Annotated in this window: 16 protein-coding genes and 2 pseudogenes; 12 read left to right on the top strand and 6 right to left on the bottom strand. The window is 65.9% G+C overall.

Features of this window, described 5'->3' with window-relative positions; genetic code table 11:
• Positions 1-13: 13 nt before the first annotated feature.
• Both lysA and BF95_RS13605 read left to right on the top strand, forming a co-directional pair.
• Positions 14-1,279 carry a diaminopimelate decarboxylase gene (lysA, locus tag BF95_RS13610; RefSeq protein ID WP_043151949.1) on the top strand — a complete coding sequence of 422 codons (1,266 nt, stop codon included), beginning with the start codon at positions 14-16 and terminating at the stop codon, positions 1,277-1,279.
• A complete protein-coding gene (locus tag BF95_RS13605) occupies positions 1,279-2,037 on the top strand; it encodes a precorrin-2 dehydrogenase/sirohydrochlorin ferrochelatase family protein (protein ID WP_043151948.1) in 759 nt (252 codons plus the stop codon). Before lysA ends, BF95_RS13605 begins: the two co-directional genes overlap by 1 nt.
• Before the next feature lie 3 nt (positions 2,038-2,040).
• Here BF95_RS13605 and BF95_RS13600 read toward each other — a convergent pair whose 3' ends face one another.
• Both BF95_RS13600 and BF95_RS13595 read right to left on the bottom strand, forming a co-directional pair.
• Complete coding sequence (locus BF95_RS13600) at positions 2,041-2,664, bottom strand: response regulator transcription factor (RefSeq protein WP_043151947.1); 624 nt, start codon at positions 2,662-2,664, stop codon at positions 2,041-2,043.
• Between the two features lie 80 nt (positions 2,665-2,744).
• The gene (locus BF95_RS13595) at positions 2,745-3,410 is read right to left on the bottom strand and encodes a TetR/AcrR family transcriptional regulator (protein WP_043151946.1); all 666 of its coding nucleotides are present in this window, start codon (positions 3,408-3,410) and stop codon (positions 2,745-2,747) included.
• An 89-nt stretch (positions 3,411-3,499) separates the two neighbouring features.
• On the opposite strand from BF95_RS13595, the gene BF95_RS13590 reads away from it, so the two are divergent.
• The 3 genes and pseudogenes from BF95_RS13590 (at position 3,500) to BF95_RS13580 (ending at position 7,692) form a co-directional block, all read left to right on the top strand.
• Entirely contained in the window at positions 3,500-5,014 is a 1,515-nt protein-coding gene (locus BF95_RS13590; RefSeq protein ID WP_043151985.1) for an efflux transporter outer membrane subunit, read from the top strand.
• A pseudogene (locus BF95_RS13585) lies at positions 5,007-6,151 on the top strand (EmrA/EmrK family multidrug efflux transporter periplasmic adaptor subunit). Before BF95_RS13590 ends, BF95_RS13585 begins: the two are co-directional and overlap by 8 nt.
• Positions 6,152-6,162: 11 nt before the next feature.
• Complete coding sequence (locus BF95_RS13580) at positions 6,163-7,692, top strand: DHA2 family efflux MFS transporter permease subunit (RefSeq protein ID WP_043151944.1); 1,530 nt, start codon at positions 6,163-6,165, stop codon at positions 7,690-7,692.
• Here BF95_RS13580 and BF95_RS13575 read toward each other — a convergent pair.
• Together BF95_RS13575 and mobA are read right to left on the bottom strand one after the other, a co-directional pair.
• Positions 7,689-9,269, bottom strand: a complete 1,581-nt coding sequence (locus BF95_RS13575) for an ABC-F family ATP-binding cassette domain-containing protein (RefSeq protein WP_043151943.1) — start codon at positions 9,267-9,269, stop codon at positions 7,689-7,691. The genes BF95_RS13580 and BF95_RS13575 overlap by 4 nt on opposite strands.
• Positions 9,270-9,403: 134 nt before the next feature.
• Entirely contained in the window at positions 9,404-9,937 is a 534-nt protein-coding gene (gene mobA / locus BF95_RS13570; protein ID WP_043151942.1) for a molybdenum cofactor guanylyltransferase, read from the bottom strand.
• Between the two features lie 45 nt (positions 9,938-9,982).
• Between mobA and BF95_RS13565 the strand changes: the two genes are divergently transcribed.
• The 6 genes and pseudogenes from BF95_RS13565 (at position 9,983) to fdhD (ending at position 17,152) form a co-directional block, all read left to right on the top strand.
• Positions 9,983-10,885 (top strand): LysR family transcriptional regulator, encoded by a 903-nt coding sequence (locus tag BF95_RS13565; RefSeq protein WP_043151984.1) that lies wholly within the window; start codon positions 9,983-9,985, stop codon positions 10,883-10,885.
• A 211-nt stretch (positions 10,886-11,096) separates the two neighbouring features.
• The gene (locus BF95_RS13560) at positions 11,097-11,549 is read left to right on the top strand and encodes a formate dehydrogenase subunit gamma (RefSeq protein WP_043151983.1); all 453 of its coding nucleotides are present in this window, start codon (positions 11,097-11,099) and stop codon (positions 11,547-11,549) included.
• Positions 11,546-13,173: pseudogene (locus tag BF95_RS13555) on the top strand (formate dehydrogenase beta subunit). The gene BF95_RS13560 and the pseudogene BF95_RS13555 overlap by 4 nt, the downstream one beginning before the upstream one ends.
• A complete protein-coding gene (gene fdhF, locus BF95_RS13550) occupies positions 13,170-16,016 on the top strand; it encodes a formate dehydrogenase subunit alpha (RefSeq protein ID WP_043151941.1) in 2,847 nt (948 codons plus the stop codon). The pseudogene BF95_RS13555 and the gene fdhF overlap by 4 nt, the downstream one beginning before the upstream one ends.
• Positions 16,017-16,026: 10 nt before the next feature.
• Entirely contained in the window at positions 16,027-16,332 is a 306-nt protein-coding gene (locus tag BF95_RS13545; RefSeq protein WP_081764157.1) for a formate dehydrogenase subunit delta, read from the top strand.
• A gap of 19 nt (positions 16,333-16,351) precedes the next feature.
• Positions 16,352-17,152, top strand: a complete 801-nt coding sequence (gene fdhD, locus BF95_RS13540; protein ID WP_043151981.1) for a formate dehydrogenase accessory sulfurtransferase FdhD — start codon at positions 16,352-16,354, stop codon at positions 17,150-17,152.
• A gap of 158 nt (positions 17,153-17,310) precedes the next feature.
• On the opposite strand, the gene BF95_RS13535 is transcribed toward fdhD, so the two are convergent.
• Positions 17,311-17,727 (bottom strand): GtrA family protein, encoded by a 417-nt coding sequence (locus BF95_RS13535; RefSeq protein WP_043151940.1) that lies wholly within the window; start codon positions 17,725-17,727, stop codon positions 17,311-17,313.
• A gap of 46 nt (positions 17,728-17,773) precedes the next feature.
• Between BF95_RS13535 and BF95_RS31065 the strand changes: the two genes are divergently transcribed.
• Positions 17,774-18,091: a hypothetical protein gene (locus BF95_RS31065; RefSeq protein ID WP_443018367.1), complete on the top strand. Its 318-nt coding sequence runs from the start codon at positions 17,774-17,776 to the stop codon at positions 18,089-18,091.
• Between the two features lie 1,494 nt (positions 18,092-19,585).
• On the opposite strand, the gene BF95_RS26450 is transcribed toward BF95_RS31065, so the two are convergent.
• Positions 19,586-20,092, bottom strand: coding sequence for a nucleoside deaminase (locus BF95_RS26450; RefSeq protein ID WP_081764159.1), 507 nt, complete (start codon positions 20,090-20,092; stop codon positions 19,586-19,588).
• Positions 20,093-20,111 lie beyond the last annotated feature (19 nt).

Genomic DNA, 20,111 nt, shown 5'->3' with positions numbered 1-20,111 from the left:
TAAGGATCCGAAATTGGACCATTTCGACTATGTAGACGGCACCATGCATGTGGAGCAGGTGCCGATGGCAGCGATTGCCGATGCCGTCGGTACGCCTGTCTATGTCTATTCGACCGCGACGCTGGAGCGCCATGTCGACGTATTCCGCGCCGGGCTGGCCGCGCTCGACAATCCGCTGATCGCCTTTGCGGTCAAGGCCAACCCCAATGCCGCCGTGCTGGCGACGCTGGCGAAGCTGGGTCTGGGCGCGGACGTGGTGTCGGGCGGCGAGTTGCTGCGCGCGGTGGCGGCGGGCATCCCGGCCGACCGCATCGTCTTTTCGGGCGTGGGCAAGACCGCCGAGGAAATGCGGCTGGCGCTGGAGCATGGCATTTTCCAATTCAACCTGGAGAGCGAACCGGAAGCCGAAATGCTGTCGGAGGTCGCGCTGTCGATGGGCAAGCGGGCACCTGTCGCCTATCGCATCAATCCTGATGTCGATGCGGGCACCCATGCCAAGATTTCCACCGGCAAGTCGGAAAATAAGTTCGGCATCCCCTATGACCGGGCGATCGCCAGCTATGCCGCCGCGCGCGACCTGCCGGGGTTGGATGTGCAGGGCGTCGCCGTCCATATCGGCAGCCAGTTGACCGATCTTGCGCCTCTGGAGGCCGCCTTCACTAAGGTTGGCGCGCTCATCACGGCGCTGCGCGAAGCAGGCCATGATATTCGCACCGGCGACTTGGGCGGTGGCCTGGGTGTTCCCTATGATCCGTCCCAGCCGTTGCCGCCCAGCCCCGCCGATTATGGCGCCATGGTGTGCCGCGTAACGCAGGGGTGGCCGGTGCGTCTGATGTTCGAACCCGGCCGTGTGATCGTGGGCAATGCGGGCGCGCTGCTGTCGCGCGTGGTACGGGTGAAGCAGGGGGCCAAGGCACCCTTCGTCATCGTCGATGCCGCGATGAACGACCTGTTGCGCCCTAGCCTTTATGACGCCTGGCATGATATTCGCGCGGTTGCGCCATCGGGCCAACTGGCGGCGGCCAATGTCGTGGGGCCGGTGTGCGAGACGGGCGATACCTTCGCCATGGGCCGCGATATGGACGTGGTGGAGGCGGGCGATCTGGTCGCCTTCATGACCGCAGGCGCCTATGGCGCGACGATGGCGGGCACCTATAATAGCCGCCCGCTGACGCCCGAAGTCCTGGTGTCGGGTGACCGGTGGGCCGTGGTGCGCGCACGGCCGCCGATCGAGACGTTGATCGAGGGCGATTCGATTCCCGACTGGCTGGCCGACTGATGCACAGCCTGCCGGTCTTTCTGCGCCTGACGGGCAGGGCCGTGATCCTGACCGGAGAGGGCGAGGCGGCCGACGCCAAGCGCCGTCTGTTGGAGCGCGCGGGCGCGCGGATCGTCGGCGAAGAGGATGGCGAGGCGCGGATTGCGATCGTGTCGGATGGCGACGCTGTCACCGCCCAGCGGCTGCGCGCGCGCGGGGTGCTGGTCAATGCGACCGACAATCCCGATCTGTGCGACTTCACGCTGCCCGCGATCGTGGATCGCGATCCGGTGCTGATTGCGATCGGCACGGGGGGCGCATCGGCGGGATTGGCAAAGGCGTTGCGGCAAAGGCTGGAGACGCTGATGCCTGCGGGTCTTGGCGCTTTGGCGAGCACATTGTCGGCAGCGCGGGCAGCGATCCGCGCGCGCTGGCCCGATGGCGGCGATCGACGCCGGGCGATCGATGCGGGGCTGGCGGCGGGCGGGATGATCGATCCCCTGCGTGCCGGTGCGGCGGACGCCGTGCCCCGCTGGATCGAAGGGCAGGGCGATGCGGATGCGACTCGGCTGGAGCCGATCATCCTGCTATCCAACGATCCCGACGACCTGACGCTGCGGGTCGCGCGGCTGTTGGGTGAGGCTGACCGGGTCTATCACCAGCCACAGGTCGCACCTGCGATCCTGGACCGGGCGCGGGCCGATGCGGTGCGGATCATGGTGAATGCGCCGCCCGTGCAGCCGGGCGAGGGACTGTCGCTCTGGCTGGCCCTGGGCTGACGCTTACCCCCGTCGGGCGGTCACCCGTTCGAGTTCGTCGTGCAAAGCCTGGATCGAAGAGACGAGCCGGGCGCGATCGACCTGCAATTCGCGCAAGGTTTCGCGGGTTTCGCCCAGTTCCACGGCACGGCGCGCGATCCGCGCGTCGAGTTCGGCATTGTGGCGGGTCAGCGCCCCAATCTGTTCGGCGCGTTGGCACAGATGGCGCAAACGGGCATCGAATATGTCGAAATCAAAGGGTTTGACGACATAGTCGTCCGCGCCTGCGTCCAGCGCCTCGACCGTTGACTGGCTGTCCATCCGCCCGGCGATCATGACGAAGCAGGCGGCACCGGCAAGGTTGGCGGCGCGGATCTTCTTCATGGTGGCAATTGCGGGCAGCATTGTCAGCCCCATGTCGATGAGGATGATGTCGGCTCGATGTGTCAGCAGCAGGTTGAGCGCGCTGAACCCGTTTTCAGCCAGTGCGACGTCGTAATTGAGGTGCGACAGGCGGCGCGCGACGACGGCGCGCGCCGTAGGGTTTTCGTCGATCAGCAGGACGCGCAGACGGCGCTGGGATCGCAGGCGACCGCTCTCGTCGGTCCCATTGATCCGCCGGGTCTCGTTGCGCTTGAAAAATGGCATCGTGCGTCCCTTTTATCTTGGCAGAAGCATAGGAAGACTGGACAAACAAATGGTTAACATATTGCCCGGTCAGCGCGCCATTATGGCGCGGATGCCGGCGATGCCGCGTCGGGCGCATAAGCGCGCAGGAACAGATCGACGCCAAGCGACACGTCGGCCTGTATCTGGGCGGGCACGGGTTCGGTAATCTGACCGATCATCAACTGTTGATGGGTGCCCGCCATGATCAGCGCCAACAGCATGCGGGCCGCGTCAGCCGCATCGGCCTGTCGCAACTGGCCGCGATCCATGGCGTTCTGGATGAAGCCCGCGAGCAGGGCGCGGGTATGCCGGGGGGCGAGTTCGAAGAAGATGCGGCTGAGTTCGGGAAGTCGCGCACTTTCGGCATGGATCAATCGGTGCAGCGCGATCGCTTCGGCCGAGCAGACCCGGTCGAGCAGGCTTTCACAGGCGCGGATCAATGTGGGTTCCAGCACGCCGCAGGGATTGAGGACTTGCGAAAGCTGGGCGCGATAGGCCGTGGCCACCCGGTCGATGACGGCGGAGAAAAGCGCTTCCTTCGATGGAAAATGGTTCCATAACGTGCCCTTGGACCCGCCCAGGGCAGCGGCGATGCCGGACATGGTGGTCCCGGCATAGCCATGTTCCAGGAAATACGTCTCCGCGACCGTCAGAATGGCATCGCGCCGGTCGAGACGGCGGGCTTCCCTTCGGCTGGGGGGCTGGGCAGTGTAAGTAGCTGTCATGAAACCGTACCATAGAGTATGATAAAAATCTTGACAAGGCGGTGTCGCGACGCCAGATGCGATTTGCATACTAGATGGTACGGTTTTTCATGTTGGTGAGTCGCCTTTCCCTGCCTGTTCGCCCGCTGCTTCTCGCTGCGACATTGTCGTTGTTGGCGGGATGCGCGGCGGTGCCTGACCTGGGTGCCAAGCCTGAAATCCGCGCGGCAGAAACGATTGCCGCGCAGGCAAGCCTGGCAGCACCGCAGGCGGCCTGGCCAGCGGCGGATTGGTGGCGCGCTTATGGCGATCCGCAATTGACCGCGCTGATCGAGGAAGGCTTGCGCAACGCACCCGACATGGCGATCGCCGCCGCCCGGTTCCGGCAGGCGCAGGGCATGGCGCAGCAATCGGGCGCCGCATTGCTGCCCTCGGCCAATCTCGACGCCAGCGCGGCCGCTACCAAGCAAAGCTATAATATGGGGTTGCCTAAGGAATTTGTGCCGCAGGGCTGGCTTGGCACCGGGCGGCTCGCGTTGGACTTGGGGCTTGATCTCGACCTGTGGGGCAAGAACCGCGCGGCGCTAGCGGGGGCGACGTCGCAGGCGCGCGCAGCCGAACTCGACGCGCAACAAGCGCAGCTGGCGCTGACCACCGGCATCGCCGACGCTTATGCCGACCTCGCCCGGCTATATGACGAGGCGGACATCCAGCAGCGCACGCTCGACATCCGCATGGCCAGCCAGAAATTGGTTGCGGATCGGCGGCAGAACGGACTGGAAACGCGCGGCAGCGTGCGGCAGGCCGACGCCACGGTCGCATCCGCACGGGCGCAACTGGCTGGCGCGCGCATGGCGATCGAACTGCGCCAGCATCAGATCGCGGCACTGATCGGCGCGGGGCCGGACCGGGGGGCAGCGATTACGCGGCCCACGCCCGGCGCGCTGGCACCGCTTGGGCTTCCTGCCGACGTTACCACCAATCTGGTCGCACGCCGTCCCGACATTGCGGCGGCCCTCGCCCGTACCGAGGCGGCGGCCAAGCGGATCAAGGTCGCGCGCGCCGATTTCTTCCCCGCCGTGCGGCTGAGCGCGCTGATCGGCCTGCAGTCGCTGGGCTATAACACGGTCTTCGCCAATGGCGGCGCGATCGGATCGGCCCAGCCCTTCACCAATAACCTGTTCCAGAAGGACTCGATCTTCGGCAATGCCGGGCCAGCGATCAGCCTGCCAATCTTCCACGGCGGCGCGCTGCAGGGCCAATATCGCGGTGCGCGCGCGACCTATGACGAAGCGGTGGCAAGCTATGACAAGGCCGTGCTGACGGCTTATCAGGAAGTGGCCGACGCCGTCACCAGCCGCCGCACGCTGGACGCGCGCTTGGTCGATGCCCGTGCGGCTGTCGCTGCGTCGCAGGATGCCTACGGCATTGCCAAGAAACGCTATGATGGCGGCCTGTCCACCTATCTGGACGTGCTGAATGTCGAGGATCAACTCCTCGCCGCGCAGCGTACCGTTTCCGCGCTGGAGGCCAGTGCCTTTTCGCTCGATATCGCTCTGATCCGGGCGCTGGGGGGTGGTTTCACCCCCGGCGCTGCAATGCCCAAGGACGCACCCCATGGCTGACGCCACTCCCGAATTTTCCGCCACCACCGACGAAGGCCAGGCCGACCGCAGCAGTGCGCGCAAGACCTGGCTGACCCGGCTGGCGCTCGCGGTGATCGTCGCCGGTCTGTTATGGACAGCATGGTATTTCCTGGTCGGTCGCAACTATGTCAGCACAGACAATGCCTATGTGAATGCCGAGATGGCGCAGGTAACCCCGCTTATCTCCGCGCAGGTGTCGCACGTCCTGGTCAGCGACACCCAGACGGTGAAACGCGGCGACATATTGGTGAAGCTCGACCCCACCAACGCCCGCATCGCGATCGCGCAGGCGCAGGCGGATCTGGCAGAGGCGCAGCGCCGCTTCCGCCAGACATCGGCCACCAGCGGCGCGCTGTCGGCACAGGTTGATGCGCGCGGCGCGGATATCGTGCAGGCGCGGGCACAACTCGCCAGCGCGCAGGCCGATGTCGAAAAGGCGCGGGTCGATCTGCAGCGGCGCGAGGCGCTGGTCAGCGGCGGGGCCGTGTCGGGCGACGAAGTGACGAGCGCGCGCACCGCCTATGCCGCCGCCCGCGCGCGCTTGATGTCGCCCGTGCAGGCGTGACCACCGCGCAAGCGACGCGCAGCGCGGCAAGCGGACAGTTGGCGGCCAATGATGCGCTGGTGCGCGGATCGCAGGTCGATACCGACCCGGCCGTAATGGCAGCGCAGGCGAAGCTCGACGCGGCGAAGCTCGATCTGGAGCGCACGACCATCCGCGCGCCGATCGACGGCGTGATCACCAAGCGACAGGTCCAGGTCGGCCAGCGCGTGGCGCAGGGTAGCCCAATCATGACGATCGTCCCGCTGGCCCAGGTCTATGTCGACGCGAATTTCAAGGAACGGCAACTGGGCCAGGTGAAGGTCGGCATGCCCGCCACCGTGACCGCCGATATTTACGGCGGGGATGTCGTCTATCATGGCAAGGTCGCCGGCTTTTCCGGTGGCACCGGCGCATCGCTCTCGCTGATCCCGGCGCAGAATGCGACCGGCAACTGGATCAAGGTGGTTCAGCGCCTGCCCGTCCGCATCGCGCTCGACCCTAAGGAACTGGCGGCGCATCCGCTGCGCGTGGGTCTCTCCACGGAGGTCGAGATCGACCTTTCCGGTCGCTGAAAGGTCGGCACATGAGCGACGAGGACAGCATCTTTTCCCGGCTGACGCCGCGTCAGCGCACGTTGGCCGGGCTGGTGCTGGCGCTCAGCAATTTCATGGTCGTGCTCGACCTGACCATTGCCAATGTCTCGGTGCCCCATATTGCGGGCAATCTGGGTATCACGCCCGACCAGGGAACGTGGATCATCACCTCCTATGCCGTTGCGGAGGCCATCTGCGTACCGCTGACCGGCTGGCTCGCCCAGCGGTTCGGCGTGGTGAAGATGTTCATCTGGGCGATGATCGGCTTTGGCATCTTCTCGGTGCTGTGCGGCCTGTCCATGTCGCTCACCATGCTGGTGGCGTGCCGCATCGGCCAGGGGCTGTGCGGCGGGCCGATCATGCCGATGTCGCAGACGCTCTTGCTGCGCATCTTTCCGCCTGACCAACGCGCGCGGGCGATGGGGCTATGGGCGATGACCACGCTGCTCGGTCCGGCGATGGGGCCGATCATCGGCGGCTATATCAGCGACAATTGGAGCTGGCACTGGATCTTCTTCATCAACGTGCCGATCGCCATTCTATGCGTGACGGCGGCGATGGCGCTGCTGCGCCCGGTGGAAACCGAAACGGCGCGCCTGCCGATCGACCGGATGGGGCTGTTCCTGCTGGTGTTCTGGATCGGCTGCCTGCAGATCATGCTGGATATCGGCCGCGACCATGACTGGTTTAGCGATCCGTTGATCGTGATATTGGCGATCTTGGCCGCGATCGGCTTTGCGGCCTTCATCATCTGGGAATTGACTGAGGAGCATCCGATCGTCGATCTGCGGGTGTTCCGCCATATCGGCTTTACGTCGGGCGTCTTTTCGCTGGCGCTCGGTTTTGGTGCCTATTTCGCGGGTATCGTCATCATTCCGCAATGGCTGCAAACATCAATGGGCTATACCGCTACCGACGCCGGAATATTGACCGCCTTCACCGCCATGGCCGCACTGATGGCCGCGCCGATCGCGGCGCGGCTGACGGGCCGGGTCGATCCGCGCATCATGATTTCGGGCGCGCTCTTCTGGCTGGGACTGATGACCTTGTGGCGGGCGCATTGGACCAGTTCGATCGATTTCTGGTCGATGGCCGCGCCGCAATTTATCCAGGGCTTCGCCATGCCCTTCTTCATGATCCCGCTGACCACGCTGACGCTGGGGTCTGTACGACCCGATGAGACGGCGTCGGCGGCAGGTCTGCAGAATTTCCTGCGGACCATGGCGCTGGCGATTGCGACCTCGCTGGTGCTGACGGGATGGGGCAATGGCCAGCGCGTTTCTCGCAGCGAGATAGCGGGAACATTGCAACCGGCGGACACGCAGGCGCAACTCAGCGCTATGGGCATGTCCTTCGAGCAAGCGCGGCAAGTCATCTCCAATCTGGTCGATCAGGAAGCATTGGCGATCGCGGTGGATCATGTCTTCTTCCTCTCCGCGCTCGTCCTGTTCCTCGCCACGGCGATCGTCTGGCTCGCGCCCAAACCGACCGGACCCGTGGACACGTCCGCCGCCCACTAAAGCGGCAGGGCGATCCGCCGGGTAATGCCGATCGCATCCAGGAAAGCCGCGTCATGGCTGACCACCAGCAGCGCGCCGTCATAGGCGTTCAACCCCTGTTCGATCGCCGCGATCGAATCGAGGTCGAGATGATTGGTCGGCTCGTCCAGCAGCAAAAGGGGCGGCGGCGCGGCTCCACCCAGCACGCAGGCCAGCCCAGCGCGCAATCGCTGCCCGCCGCTCAACGTCCCCACCTGTTGCAGCGCCAGGTCGGCGCGAAACCGGAAGCGGGCCAGCGCTGAATGCACCGCGTTGCGGGTCGTGCCGGGATGCAGCCGGGCGAAATTGTCGGCGATGCTGCGCAGGGGGTCGAGCAGGGCAACGTCCTGATCGAGTAGCGCGCAATCGACAGGGCGGTGAACCTGGCCCGCCATGGGCGACAGATCACCCGCGATCAGGCGCAGCAATGTCGATTTGCCCGACCCATTCGCCCCGGTGATCGCCACCCGCTCCGGCCCGCTGATCGTCAGGCTGATGTCGTGCAGGATCGGGCGATCCGGCACATGGCCCGCCGTTACCGCGTCGAGCGTCAGGATGATGCGGCCCGGCGGCACGTTGGCGGAGGGCAGGGCGATGCGGATCGGCTCCAATATCTCAATCCGTGCGCGCGCCGCATCGATCGCCTGCCGCGCTTCGTCCTGTTGCTGCCCGGCGCGGCGCACCGCATCGCCGCCCGATTGTTCGGCCTGCTGCTTGCGCTGGCCCATCAGGATGCGGGGCATCCCGCCCTTGGCCGCGTCGCGCTTGCCTGCGCCGTCGCGCCGCTGCTTGCGCTCGGTCATTTGCTGGGTCTTGCGCGACAGGGTCGAGGCCTGCTTTTCGGCATGGTCGAGATCATGATGCGCGGCGGCCAGTTCTAGCGCCTTGCGCGCCGCATAAGCGAACCAATTGCCGCCATAGCGGGCGATGCCGAGCGTTGTGAGTTCTGCGATGGCGTCCATCGTCTCCAGCAGCGCGCGGTCATGGCTGACGACGATCGCCCCGCCGCGCCAGCGCGCGAGCAGCGCGATGACTGCGTCCCGGCCTTCGGCATCCAGATGGTTGGTCGGCTCGTCCAGCAGCAGGAAATCGGGCTGGGTAAAGAGCGCGGCGGCGAGCGCGGCGCGGGTGCGCTGGCCCCCTGACAGGGTCGCGAGCGGCGTTGCGGGATCGATGCTCAGCGCCACGTCCGCCAGCGCATCGGCGATGCGCGCGGGCAATGTCCAGTCGCAGGCATCCAGTTCATCGAGCGTCGCGCTGCCCACCTCCGCCCGGTCGATCACCGCCAAAGCTTCACGCGCATCGAACAGGTCGGCAATGGTCGCGCCTGGCGCTGGCTCAAGATTTTGGCGCAGCACGGCGATGCGCCCGTCGATCGTGACATGGCCGTGCGTCGGGGTGCGTTCCCCGGCGATCAGCGCGAGCAGGCTGGATTTGCCGACGCCATTGCGACCGATCAGGCCGATGCGTTCGGGGGCGAAGCGGAAATCGAGACCGGCCAGAACGGCGGTGCCGTCGGGCGCGGACCATCCAAGGGTCGAAAGGAGTATGGCAGGCATGGACACAGGCTTTCCTGAAGGCAGAGCGGGCGGGCTAAGCGGTCAGGGCGATGTCCATGGCGGGTTCCTTTTCGTGGGTCGGCAACGCGATCATAGACCGAGTTGGCCACTCTCGCAACAGCCGGGCGCCGACGTCAGTCGTCTTCCGCCCAATGCGTCAGGTCTTCCGGGCGGTTGATGTTGGGCAGCGCCAGCCACGGCATATCCACCACGCGCGCGCCGATGCGGTCGAGCCAGCCATGGATGGAGCGGCTATTGTCTGCCGCCAGATGGGCGTCGAGATCGGGCGCAAGCGTAGCGGGCCACCAGCCAAGCAGTTGCTGGCCCTTGAGGATCGCGGCGCCCTCGCCGATCAAGGCGGCGGGCAACTCTGCCGGATAAAGCGGCATATCACAGCCGGTGGTCAGCACCCCGTCAAAGCCCTGGACCAGCGCATGATGCAGCGCGGCATTGAGGCCGCCCAATGGTCCCATGTCCGGCGCGGGCCGATCGGGCAGGCCGCCTGCGCGCCCGCAAATCACCACCTGCGCGACATGGGGGGCAAGGCCCGCCATCGCATGGTCGATCAGGGTGCGGCCATCGGGCATCTGCGCCATCGCCTTGTCGCTGCCGAAGCGGCTGGACCGTCCCCCCGCCAGCACCGCGCCCAATATCCGTCCTGCCGCCATAGCGCTTCCTTGATAGCTCCGCTCTATAAGGACTATAGCAAAGCGATGCAGACCCGGCTTGTCGAATATTTTCTGGCGCTGGAGCGCGAAGGCCATTTCGCGCGGGCGGCGGCGCAATGCCATGTGTCGCAACCCACGCTGTCGGCGGGGATCGCCACGCTGGAGGCGCAATTGGGCAAGCGCCTCATCCGCCGCGACCGCAAATATGGCGGATTGACGCCGGAAGGCGAAGCGATCCTGCCCTGGGCGCGGCAATTGGTGGCGGCGGCCGAGGCGCTGGGACAGGCAGCGGAAACCGCGCGTGGACCATTAAAGGGCGAGTTGCGACTGGGGGCCATCCCCGCCGCCATGCCCGCCATCGGTTGCCTGGCGACGGCGATGCTGGAACGCTATCCGGGGCTGAACATTTCGGTGCGGGCGCTGACATCGCGCCAGATCGAGCGCGAACTGGCGGCGTTCGAACTCGATGCAGGGCTGACCTATCTCGATTTCGAGCCACCCGCCCATGCGCTGTCGGTGCCGCTCTACGCCGAGCGCGCGATGCTGGTAAGCGCGGTGGGCGGCGTGCCGATCCCTGCCGTCATCGACTGGGCGCACCTGGCCGATTTGCCGCTGTGCTTGTTGCATCAGGGGATGCAGAACCGGCGGATATTGGACGCGCGGCTGGCCGAGCGCGGGCTGGCGCTGCGGCCGCTGGTGACGGCGGACAGCTATGTCGCGTTGCTGGGGTTGGTGCAGCAGGGACGGCTCTGTTCCATCATTCCCGACAGCCATGCCGCGCTATTGGACGGGCTGCGCTGGGCGCGCATGGCTCCGCTGCCGGACATGGGGGAGGGCAGCCGGGTCGGCGTCATCGTATCCGACAGCGCGCCGATGGGACCATTGGCGCAGGCGGTGCTGGCCGTGGCGCGGGAACTGCGCCTGCCGCCGGGCTTTGCGATTATTTAGGGTAGCAATAATCCTCCCCTGTAAGGGGAGGTGGCTGCGCGAAGCGCAGACGGAGGGGTGTCCCCCTCTCGATAGCGCGACACCCCTCCGTCAGGGCGTGTCATATACTTGATAGACAATCTCTATCAAGTATCGCCTGCTTCGATTTGACCGACACGCCCCGCCGCCGCACTATGGCGCAAAATTACGGCCAACCAGGCAGGGTATGGACATGGACGAGTTTATCGAAGGCTGGACGGCGCAGCATGGCGCGACGCGCGACCAGCTATTGCCGCTGCTCCATGCCGTGCAGGAAGAGGCCGGGCATATCGATGATGCGGTCGTGCCGGTCATCGCCAAAGCGCTGAACCTGTCGCGCGCCGATGTGCATGGCGTCGTCACCTTCTATCATGACTTCCGCCGCACGCCGCAGGGCCGCCATGTGGTGAAATTGTGCCGCGCCGAAAGTTGCCAGGCGCGTGGCGGCGCAGCGATCGAGGCAGCGGCGGCGCAGCGGCTGGGCGTGGCCATGGGGCAGACGCGCGGCGATGGCGCGGTCAGCCTGGAGCCGGTCTATTGTCTGGGCCTCTGCGCGATCGGGCCGAATGCCTTGGTCGATGGCCGCCCGGTGGCGCGGATCGATGGCGCGGCATTGGAGCGGATCGCGGCGGCGGTGGCGGCATGAAAATCTATGTGAGCCGCGACATGGCATCGGTCGCGCTGGGCGCGGATGACGTCGCGCAGGCCTTTACCGAAGCCGGGTGCGACGTCATCCGCACCGGATCGCGCGGCCTGTTCAGCATCGAGCCGCTGGTCGAGGTCGAGACGGCGGACGGCCGCATCGGCTATGGCCCGGTGGGGCCGGGCGATGTGGCGGCGGTGCTGGACGGCAGCCACGCCAACCGGCTGGGACGCATCGACGCGCTGCCCTTCTTTGCCGGGCAGCAGCGCTTCACCTTCGCCCGCTGCGGCGTGATCGATCCGGTTTGCCTGGACGATTATGCGGCGCAGGGTGGGTGGAAAGGCCTGGACGCGGCGCGTGCGCTTGCCCCCCAGGCGGTGGTCGATGCGGTCAAGGCGTCGGGCCTGCGCGGGCGCGGCGGCGCGGGTTTCCCCACCGGCATCAAATGGCAAACTGTGCTGGATGCATCCGGCACGGAGAAATATATCGTCTGCAACGCCGACGAGGGCGACAGCGGCACCTTCGCCGACCGGATGCTGATGGAGGGCGACCCCTATTGCCTGATCGAGGGCATGGCGATCGCCGCCCATGCCGTCGGCGCGCACCATGCTATATCTATATCCGCTCCGAATATCCTTTCGCCATTTACACGATGCGGCTGGCGATCGAGCGCGCGGTGCAGCGGATCGCGCCCTTCACGCTGGAAGTGCGCGAGGGCGCGGGTGCCTATGTTTGCGGCGAGGAAACGGCGCTGCTCGATTCGATCGAGGGCAAGCGCGGCCAAGTGCGCGCCAAGCCACCCTTGCCCGCGCTCAAGGGGCTGTTCGGCCAGCCGACCGTCATCAACAATGTGCTCAGCCTCGCCGCCGTGCCGTTCATATTGGCGGAAGGGGCGGAGGCCTATGCGGGCGTCGGTTTCGGCCGATCGCGCGGCACGATGCCGGTGCAACTGGCCGGCAATGTTCGGCATGGCGGCCTCTATGAGATCGGCTTCGGCATCACGCTGGGGGAACTGGTGAACGCCATCGGCGGCGGCACCGCCAGCGGCCGCCCGGTCCGCGCGGTGCAGGTGGGCGGGCCGTTGGGTGCTTATTTCCCGCCCGGCATGTTCCATCTGCCGTTCGATTATGAAGCCTTTGCGGCCGCGGGTGGCCTTATCGGCCATGCCGGGATCACGGTGTTCGATGACAGTGTCGACATGGCGCATATGGCGCGTTTCGCGATGGAATTTTGCGCGGTGGAAAGCTGCGGCAAATGCACGCCCTGCCGCATCGGATCGACGCGCGGGGTGGAGATTGTCGATCGGATCATCGGGATGCGGCCACCCGCCGTCATGCCAGCGAACGCCGGCATCTCACTTCTTGCAGGCGGCGCAGAAGAAAAGAGAGATACCAGCCTACGCTGGGATGACGGGGTGCTGGGCAAGGCCCTCTATTCCCGTTCCCCCGCCCGCATCGACACCTCGCTCGACGCGCAATCCGACCTGTTGCGCGATCTGTGCGACACGATGAAATATGGCTCGCTCTGCGCGCTGGGGGGCTTCACCCCCTATCCGGTGCTGAGCGCGCTCGATTATTTTCCAGAGGATTTCGGCTTGGCCAAGTCCGTTCAGGAGGCTGCGGAATGACCTACACCCGCGAAACCGATCATGGCACACCGGCGGCGATCGCCACGGGCAAAAGCGTATCGCTGACCATCGACGGGCAGGCCGTGACCCTGCCCGAAGGCACCAGCATCATGCGCGCCGCCTCGCTGCTGGGCGGCTCCATCCCCAAGCTATGCGCGACCGACAATGTCGAGAGTTTCGGCTCCTGCCGCCTCTGCCTGGTCGAGGTGGAGGGTCGCAACGGCTATCCCGCCTCCTGTACCACGCCGGTCGCCGAAGGCATGGTGGTCCGCACCCAGACCGAGCGCCTGAAAAAGCTCCGGCGCGGGGTGATGGAACTCTATATCTCCGACCATCCGCTCGATTGCCTGACCTGCGGCGCGAACGGCGATTGCGAATTGCAGGATCAGGCCGGCGCCGTCGGCCTGCGCGAGGTGCGCTATGGCTATGATGGCGCGACCAATATGGGGCAGGCGAAGGACCAGTCGAACCCCTATTTCGATTTCGATCCCAGCAAATGTATCGTCTGCTCCCGCTGCGTCCGCGCCTGCGACGAAGTGCAGGGGACGTTCGCGCTGACCATCGAGGGGATGGGTTTCGACTCCAAGGTTGCCGCGTCGCAGGGCGAGGGATTTCTGGGGTCCGAATGCGTCTCCTGCGGAGCCTGCGTTCAGGCCTGCCCGACCGCGTCGTTGATCGAAAAGAAGGTGGTCGAGGTCGGCACACCCGATCGCGCTATCGTCACCACCTGCGCCTATTGCGGCGTCGGCTGTACCTTCCGCGCGGAAATGCGTGGGCAGGAACTGGTGCGCATGGTGCCGTGGAAGGATGGCAAGGCCAATCGCGGCCATAGCTGCGTCAAGGGCCGCTTCGCCTGGGGCTATGCCCAGCATCAGGACCGCATCCTCAACCCCATGATCCGCGCCTCGGTCAGCGAACCGTGGCGCGAAGTGTCGTGGGACGAGGCCATCGCCCATACCGCATCCGAATTTCGCCGCATCCAGGCGAAGTACGGCACCCGCTCCATCGGCGGCATCACGTCCAGCCGCTGCACCAACGAAGAAACCTTCCTCGTGCAGAAGCTCATCCGCCAGGGCTTCGGCAACAATAATGTCGATACCTGCGCCCGCGTCTGCCACTCGCCGACCGGCTATGGCTTGAGCAAAACCTTCGGCACCTCGGCGGGCACGCAGGATTTCGACAGCGTGATGCAGGCCGATGTGATCCTCGTCATCGGCGCGAACCCGACGGACGGCCACCCCGTATTCGCCAGCCGCATGAAGAAGCGGCTGCGGCAGGGTGCGAAGCTGATCGTCATGGACCCGCGCCGCACCGATCTGGTAAAATCCCCCCATGTCGAGGCGGATCACCATCTGCCGCTGCGCCCCGGCACCAATGTCGCGATGCTGACTGCGATGGCGCATGTGATCGTCACCGAGAAACTGTACGACGAAGCGTTCATCCGCGAACGCTGCGATTGGGATGAGTTTGCCGACTGGGCCGAGTTCGTGTCGCAACCCGCCCGCTCGCCCGAAGCGATCGAGCCGCTGACTGGCGTGAAGGCGGACGAGGTGCGCGCGGCCGCCCGCCTCTATGCCACCGGCGGCAATGGTGCCATTTACTATGGCCTTGGCGTCACCGAACATAGCCAGGGCAGCTCGACCGTCATGGCGATCGCCAACCTCGCCATGGCGACCGGCAATGTCGGGCGCGAAGGCGTGGGCGTGAACCCGCTGCGGGGCCAGAACAACGTCCAGGGCGCTTGCGACATGGGCAGCTTCCCGCATGAATTTTCGGGCTACCGGCACGTGTCCGACACGGCGACGCGCAGCCTGTTCGAACGGGCCTGGGGCGTGTCACTCGATGCCGAGCCGGGCCTGCGCATCCCTAACATGCTCGACGCCGCGACCGACGGGACGTTCAAGGGCCTGTTCGTGCAGGGCGAGGACATCCTTCAGTCCGACCCCAACACCCATCATGTCGCGGCGGGCCTCGCGGCGATGGAATGCGTGGTGGTGCAGGATCTGTTCCTCAACGAAACCGCCAATTACGCGCATATCTTCCTGCCCGGATCGACCTTCCTGGAGAAGGACGGCACCTTCACCAATGCCGAACGCCGCATCCAGCGGGTGCGCAAGGTCATGGCCCCGCTCAACGGTCATGCCGATTGGGAGATTGTGCAACTGGTCGCCAACGCCATGGGCCTCAATTGGACCTATGATCACCCTTCGCAGATCATGGACGAGATCGCGGCGCTGACCCCGACCTTCGCGGGCGTCCATTATGACCGGCTGGAGGCGGAAGGGTCGCTGCAATGGCCCGCCAATGACGCAGCGCCGGACGGCACGCCGACCATGCATGCCGACGGCTTCGTGCGCGGCAAGGGCAAGTTCGTCGTCACTGACTATGTGCCGACCGACGAAAAGACCGGCCCGCGCTTCCCGCTGCTGCTGACCACCGGGCGCATATTGTCCCACTATAATGTCGGCGCGCAGACGCGGCGGACGGCCAACACCGCTTGGCACCCGGAGGACAGGCTGGAAATCCATCCGTCCGACGCGGATAATCGCGGTCTCAAGGATGGCGACTGGGTGACCTTGCGCAGCCGCGCGGGCGAAACGACATTGCGCGCGCAAGTGACCGAGCGGGTCGCGCCCGGCGTCGTCTATACGACCTTCCACCATCCAGAGACGCAGGCGAACGTCATCACCACCGACTATAGCGATTGGGCCACCAATTGCCCCGAATATAAGGTGACGGCGGTGCAGGTGATGCCATCCAACGGCCCCAGCGACTGGCAGCAGGATTACGCCAGCCAGGCGCGGATGAGCCGTCGCATCGCACCCCTGGAAGCGGCGGAATAGGACCGGGTCGATGAACGACGAACCCCAGATCATGTCCACCGCCGATCGGCTGATCTATATGGCGCATCAGATCGCCCGCAATCTGGAGACGATGGGCGACGCCAAGGCGGTCGAGGCGTTGGCGGAGCATCTGGCGAGCTTCTGGGATCCCCGGATGAAAGAGCAGATCATCGCCATGGTAAGCGAGCAGCCCGGCCGCTTCTCGCCCATCGTCGCGGCGGCCGTTGCCCGGCTTGCAGGCACCAGGCCGGTGCCGCAGGACCAGGCGACGCCATTCAACGCGGTGAATGAGGCGGGGCATTGCGACGCAGGCTGACCATCGCTACCCCGCGATGATGGGCAGGCAAGTGGACAATGTGACGATGCGGTTCGACCGGCTGACGCCCGATGGTGCGACGCAGCCGATCGATCGCGCGCTGGCGCAGGAAGTCCCGATCGCAATCGAGTTTAGCGGCATCGGCTATGCGGTGCTGATGGCGACGCCCGCCGACATCGATGACTTGGTGCTGGGCTTTGCCATGGCCGAACGGCTGATCGAGCCGGGCGACGGGGCGTTCGATGTCGATGTCCATGCAACGGCGCAGGGGCTGGTGGCCCGCGCCACCCTGCCGCCCGAACGGGTTGAGCGGCTGCTGAATCGAGTGCGGCATCGCGCGTCGGATTCCTCCTGCGGCCTGTGCGGCATCGAAAATCTGGAACAGGCGATCCGGCCGCTGCCGCGCGTGACGGCGCAGGGCAGGGCCGACCGGGCGGCGATCTTCTGCGCGCTGGCAGACATGCGCGATCACCAGCCCTTGAATGCTGCGACCGGCGCGGCCCATGCCGCCGCCTGGGTCGGCGCGGACGGGATCATCCGACTGGTGCGCGAGGATGTCGGGCGGCATAATGCGTTCGACAAGCTGATCGGCGCGATGGCGCGCATGGGGGTGGATTGGGACGGCGGCTTCGCGCTGCTGTCCTCACGCTGCTCCTATGAACTGGTGGAAAAGGCGGTGCTGGCCAACTGCCCCCTGCTCGTCACCATCTCCGCCCCAACCCAGCTGGCCGCCGAACGCGCGGCCGCGGCGGGCCTGCCGTTAGTGGTCTTGGCGCGGGACGATGCGGTGCTGGCGCGTGGCTTAACCACTGACCTTTAATCCGTCATCCCCGCGAAGGCGGGGACCCATCTCCCAAGGCTGATGTCGCCTCCACACTGGCGCAACACCACGATAATCCTCCCCTGCCAGGGGAGGATTATAGATTTTGGACAGGCTCGGTGTGATATGCGACGCCCCTCCTCCCTTTGAGGGCAGGATCACCGAAATACCCATTGCCGATTGAGCACGAACACCAAGGCCGGTGTCACGAACAGCATCGCCGGGATCGGCGACCAGGCGGGCCAGCCCATATGGGTGACGCATAGCCAAACCCACAGCGCATTGAGCGCATAGCTGACCAACGACACGGCAACGAATTTCGCCCCGCGCGCGGCGTGGCTATCATTCGCCCCCTGGCCGCGAAAGGTGAAGGCGCTGTGCGCGACATAGCCGATGACGACTGCCGCCCCATAGCCGATCAGATTGGCGAGCTGGACATGCAGCCCGGCATAGGTGGCGAGCGACCAGTAAATCGCGGCCTGGCAGGCGGTGACGAACAGGCCGGTGACGCCATAGCGCAGGATCTGCCAGAACAGCGCCCAATGTTCCGGCGACAGGCGTTGCGCGAATTTCATGGCTGGCCCCCGTTGCGCTTTGATGCGCAGCCTCTAATCCACGCACATGACCTTGCATAGCGGCGAAACCCTGCGCGCCCGCGCCTGCCACATCGCGACACTTCTGTCGGTCCATGGCGCACGCCATTGGAAATGGCTGACCTTTCTGATCTGGATCGCCATTGCGGTGACGATGGTGGTGACGCGCTGGTCCGCCATCCACTGGTTGGTGTTGGGCGATACCGACGACAATATCCGCTATGTCCAGGTCAAGGACTGGCTGGCGGGGCAGGCTGGTACGACCTGCGCCAATATCGGCTCGACCCGCCGGGCGGGGCGAATATCCACTGGTCGCGGCTGGTCGATGTGCCCCTGGCCGGCCTGATCCTGTTCTTCCGCGCCTTCGTCGATCAGGACATGGCCGACCGGCTAGCCTGCGGAATCGCGCCCTTGCTGCCGCTGTTGCTGCTGATGCTCAGCCTCGGCTTCATCGGCCGGCGGCTGGCGGGGCCGAATGGCTGGCTGATCGCCGTGCTGGCACCGCTGGCGGCGCAAATGGGCTTTGGCATGTATGCGCCGATGCGGATCGACCATCATGGCTGGCAATTGGCGCTGGCGCTGACCATGCTGGCCGGGGTGATCGACACCAACCGGCTGCGCGGCGGCATCATGGCCGGGGTCAGCAGCGCGCTGTCGATCGCGATCGGGATGGAGATGATCGTCTATCTGGCGGCTGGCGGCGGGCTGATCGCGCTGCGCTGGGTGTTTCGCGACGGCGCCGAGCGGCGGATGCTGCCCTATGCACTCAGCCTCGGTGGCGCGACTTCGCTGTGCTATGTGATCTTCGCCAGCTACGCCAATCGCGAACAGGTCTGCGATGCACTCTCGCCCATCTGGGTGGCCGTGTTCGGTGCGGCGTCGGCGGGCATGGTGCTTCTGGCGCTCGCCCCGCTACGCGGCTGGATGGCGCGGCTGGGCGCGGGGTTAGCCGTGGGCGGCGCAGTGGCGCTCTTCTTCTGGCTCAACTGGCCCCAATGCCTCAGCCCCTATCAGATTTCGCCCGAACTGGAACGGCTGTGGCTCGCCAACATCCGTGAGGCCAAGCCGATCACGGCGCAGGCGCAGTCGATGGTGGTGCCGCTGCTGGCGATCCCGCTTGCCGGGCTCATCGGGCTGCTCTGGGCCTTGTGGGATGCGCGCCGCGACGCCGAGCGGCTCTGGGCCTGGGCGACCGTGGGGCTGATGATGATCTTTGCGATCGCGCTGCTTTTCTGGCAGCTGCGCGCGGGTCCGGCCGCGCAGCTGCTGGCGATCCCGCCCGCCGCCTGGGCCGCGCATCGTCTGATCGTCGCAATCCTGACCGGGTCGCGCCGGGCGAAGATCGCGGCCGGGGCAGGGGTGGCGCTGCTGACGGCGATCGCCTGCGCCTATCCGCTCTATCCGCAGGCGATGAAGCTCTATCAACAGGCGACCGGAACCGTGCCGCGCCCCTGGCGGCCTTCCGCCGTCGCGCGCACGGACGCGATCAAGAAAGCAAATGGCCGGTGCCGGACCCAGCCCGCGCTGGCGGTGCTCGACCAGTTGCCGCCCGCGACCATCTTCACCATGGTCGATCTGGGCCCGCGCCTGATCGCGACGACGCATCATAGCGCGCTCGCCGGACCCTATCACCGCAACGGCGCAACGATCCTGGACATCCATCACGCCTTCGACGGCCCGGCGCGCGACTTTCGCGCCATCGCGGCGAAGCATCATGCGACCTATCTGCTGGTCTGCCCCTGGTTCCCCGAAGGCACCATCTATCAATCGCGCAATCCTGCGGGCTTCTATGCCGACCTGATGCGCGACAAATTGCCCGACTGGCTGGTGCCGGTCACGCTCAACACGGGCATGACCTTGCCCTATCAACTCTACCGCATCGATTATTCAGCGCCGGGCGGCGAAAAAAGTCCCGCAACAGCGTTGAGGCCTCCGCCTCGGCCAAGCCGCCATAAACGTCGGGGCGATGCAGGCATTTTGGCTGGGCAAAGAGGCGCGGCCCCTGTTCGATCGCGCCGCCCTTGGGATCGGCCACGGCATAATAGAGCCGGGCGATTCGCGCATGGGATATCGCGCCTGCGCACATCGGGCAGGGTTCCAGCGTCACCCAAAGGTCGCAGCCGGTCAGGCGGAAGTCGTTCAGATGTTTGGCAGCCGCGCGCATCGCCACGATCTCAGCATGCGCCGTAGGGTCGCAATCGCGGCGGTTGCGATTCTCGCCCTCGCCGATGATCGCGGCATCCTTGGTCACGACCGCACCGATTGGCACTTCGCCCGCCGCCTCGGCCAAACGGGCAAGATCGAGCGCGCGGCGCATGGGGGCGGGCAAGGGAAAGGGCGGAGCCATGGCTCCGCCCGTTACAGGA

Origin of the sequence: Sphingobium sp. Ant17, from assembly GCF_000588875.1 — a bacterium.
Taxonomy (GTDB): Bacteria; Pseudomonadota; Alphaproteobacteria; order Sphingomonadales; family Sphingomonadaceae; genus Sphingobium.
The sequence above is the reverse complement of the archived record's forward strand: the minus strand, read 5'-3'. Positions and strand labels throughout refer to the sequence as shown.

Excerpts from the sequence above, each read along its gene's own strand:
- BF95_RS13600 (WP_043151947.1), bottom strand. The coding sequence starts at position 2,664 with ATGCCATTTTTCAAGCGCAACGAGACCCGGCGGATCAATGGGACCGAC.
- BF95_RS13580 (WP_043151944.1), top strand. The coding sequence starts at position 6,163 with ATGAGCGACGAGGACAGCATCTTTTCCCGGCTGACGCCGCGTCAGCGC.
- BF95_RS13560 (WP_043151983.1), top strand. The coding sequence starts at position 11,097 with ATGGACGAGTTTATCGAAGGCTGGACGGCGCAGCATGGCGCGACGCGC.
- BF95_RS13545 (WP_081764157.1), top strand. The coding sequence starts at position 16,027 with ATGAACGACGAACCCCAGATCATGTCCACCGCCGATCGGCTGATCTAT.
- BF95_RS13590 (WP_043151985.1), top strand. The coding sequence starts at position 3,500 with ATGTTGGTGAGTCGCCTTTCCCTGCCTGTTCGCCCGCTGCTTCTCGCT.
- BF95_RS13605 (WP_043151948.1), top strand. The coding sequence starts at position 1,279 with ATGCACAGCCTGCCGGTCTTTCTGCGCCTGACGGGCAGGGCCGTGATC.
- BF95_RS31065 (WP_443018367.1), top strand. The coding sequence starts at position 17,774 with ATGACCTTGCATAGCGGCGAAACCCTGCGCGCCCGCGCCTGCCACATC.
- fdhF (WP_043151941.1), top strand. The coding sequence starts at position 13,170 with ATGACCTACACCCGCGAAACCGATCATGGCACACCGGCGGCGATCGCC.
- fdhD (WP_043151981.1), top strand. The coding sequence starts at position 16,352 with ATGGGCAGGCAAGTGGACAATGTGACGATGCGGTTCGACCGGCTGACG.
- BF95_RS13575 (WP_043151943.1), bottom strand. The coding sequence starts at position 9,269 with ATGCCTGCCATACTCCTTTCGACCCTTGGATGGTCCGCGCCCGACGGC.
- BF95_RS13595 (WP_043151946.1), bottom strand. The coding sequence starts at position 3,410 with ATGACAGCTACTTACACTGCCCAGCCCCCCAGCCGAAGGGAAGCCCGC.
- BF95_RS26450 (WP_081764159.1), bottom strand. The coding sequence starts at position 20,092 with ATGGCTCCGCCCTTTCCCTTGCCCGCCCCCATGCGCCGCGCGCTCGAT.
- BF95_RS13565 (WP_043151984.1), top strand. The coding sequence starts at position 9,983 with ATGCAGACCCGGCTTGTCGAATATTTTCTGGCGCTGGAGCGCGAAGGC.
- mobA (WP_043151942.1), bottom strand. The coding sequence starts at position 9,937 with ATGGCGGCAGGACGGATATTGGGCGCGGTGCTGGCGGGGGGACGGTCC.
- BF95_RS13535 (WP_043151940.1), bottom strand. The coding sequence starts at position 17,727 with ATGAAATTCGCGCAACGCCTGTCGCCGGAACATTGGGCGCTGTTCTGG.